The sequence below is a fragment of the Cupriavidus sp. UYPR2.512 genome (assembly GCF_000379565.1).
Lineage (GTDB): Bacteria > Pseudomonadota > Gammaproteobacteria > Burkholderiales > Burkholderiaceae > Cupriavidus.
Window position 1 is genome coordinate 1 of the sequence record NZ_KB903045.1, and the last position, 1,853, is coordinate 1,853.

Consider the following 1,853-nt stretch of genomic DNA (forward strand, 5'->3'; position numbering starts at 1 on the left):
CCCGCCGATTCGAAACCGCGAGTAAACGCCTTCTTCGCTCGGTTTACAACCCCGTTGTCACAACTTGTGTGTAATGCAATGGGTTTAGGGTGGATGCTCGGTGTTGCGCTCCCAGCGTCCTCGCACCGATTACACACACTGCCGTTCCATCGTCCTCCGTGGAAATCGTTCCACGGACCAGCGGCCGTAGACCCCGACTAAGGAGGCCGCTGATGCTAAGTCCGCATGAAATCGCCGCGCTGCAGCTGCTTGGCGATGCGCAGGAGATCGATGACCTCGAACCCGAGCAACTGGACAGATTGCTGGTCCACAAGCTGTTCACGATGGAGCATGGCCATGCTACCGGTAATGCCTACCCTCGCCTGACGAGTCAGGGGCATTCCATGCTCGCAGCCATGCGCCGTATTCGGTAAGGTGGCTCGTGCGATCGGGCGGCGAGCGAAAAATAGCAACGCACGTTGATGCACTTGCGTTGCGAAAACATCCGCGGGGACCCAAAGCGCCCAAGAAGAACGCCTATGTTGCAGGCTGCGTGGCAAGGCGACATGTCTCTACCGCACGTGTCATCAAGGCCGGACGTGTGTTGAGCGCCAGGAGTGGGTTAAAGAGCGAAACTGGTGGGCCGGGTGGGATTCGAACCCACGGTGGGATATCTCCGGCGGATTATGAGTCCGCTGCCTGCAACCAACACGGCGTCCGGCCCGATAGTTCAGCGCGACATATTACCCTGAATATGGCCTCTTCGCACAGTTTGCACGCACCGTTTCTTGCATTAGCGTTGCGAGCCAGCTGTGGTCATCTCGTTTTACAGAAATCATGCGCCTTCGTTGCGTAAAGCCTGAATTGTGGCTGCAGCATCCATGGTTCGCTGCAAGCCGATCCAGAGCGTCTTTGCGCCGGGTTCGCCGTCGCTCTTGCGGCCCAAGAAGCCAACCAGTGATGCAATCAGGCGAATTATTTGATTGAAAGTGGGTGGCTTTTGGAGGGCGCGGCTTCTTCGCCAGCAGATAGGCACCCGTATCTCGTCGGCATCAAAGAACAACGACGCGTCTAGTTCGGGACAGGTTCTGCCCAGGCGCATCAGTCGCGCAATACGCCACGAGACCACCATGTACAACACCAGCGCACGTTCGACTCGGTCCATGTGCGAGAGCTGTAACGCTTCCACCTTGCAGGCGTTTTTCAGCACATGGAAGAAGTTCTCGATCTCCCATCTGGCCTCGATACCAATCGATTTCTCAACAGTCGTGCAACGACGCCTTTTTCAAGCTTGTCGTTTGTGGTGTCGCCAAGACCAGCGGCGAAGTCGTCCCGGCTCTCCAGATCGGCATGACGGGCACCGTAGCGTGAGAGCGTCAGAATTTTTCGCGAAGGGACAGTAGCCGCGAATTAGTGACTTGGGAAGTCATTGATCGGCAAGGAAAATCCAAACTAAAACACAAGAATCTCTATGCACTAAGAGGACGTCTACCCTATAAAAAATCAGGAAATTTTGGAACGCTTTCCGCTGGTCTCCCATCCTCCGACATCCGCCCGCAACATGGATGGTGCAAGCTCGGCTGCCCCCCGAAATCCTCGAGGTAGAAATCCCACGCACCTCTGGCGTCCGGCGCCCACAACGCAAATAAACGTATGGCGACACTGCCCCCCATGCACGTCATGGACCTGCTGCTCGACGCGATCTGCGTCGTCGACCGCGAGGGCCGTTTTCTGTCCATCACAGGGGCTTCCGAAAGCATCTTTGGCTAAGTCGGCCCCGAATGGCGTTGTTGCATAAATCCGGGGTCGGATGGGCTGACGTTTACGCACAACGACTGGAGCGCTGGCTCTGTTAACTTCTGACGAAGCGGCGT

The 1,853-nt window shown here is 56.7% G+C and carries 1 protein-coding gene, 1 tRNA gene and 1 pseudogene; 1 reads left to right on the plus strand and 2 read right to left on the minus strand.

Features of this window, described 5'->3' with window-relative positions; all coding sequences use genetic code 11:
* Positions 1–212 precede the first annotated feature (212 nt).
* Positions 213–413: a hypothetical protein gene (locus A3A5_RS0119175; RefSeq protein ID WP_018312151.1), complete on the plus strand. Its 201-nt coding sequence runs from the start codon at positions 213–215 to the stop codon at positions 411–413.
* 202 nt (positions 414–615) lie between these two features.
* Here the strand turns inward: A3A5_RS0119175 and A3A5_RS0119180 are convergent.
* Together A3A5_RS0119180 and A3A5_RS0119185 are read right to left on the minus strand one after the other, a co-directional pair.
* Positions 616–703 (minus strand) — tRNA-Ile (locus tag A3A5_RS0119180).
* Between the two features lie 111 nt (positions 704–814).
* Positions 815–1,235: pseudogene (locus A3A5_RS0119185) on the minus strand (IS4 family transposase); the annotation flags it as partial.
* Positions 1,236–1,853: the final 618 nt, after the last annotated feature.

Excerpts from the sequence above, each read along its gene's own strand:
- A3A5_RS0119175 (WP_018312151.1), top strand. The coding sequence starts at position 213 with ATGCTAAGTCCGCATGAAATCGCCGCGCTGCAGCTGCTTGGCGATGCG.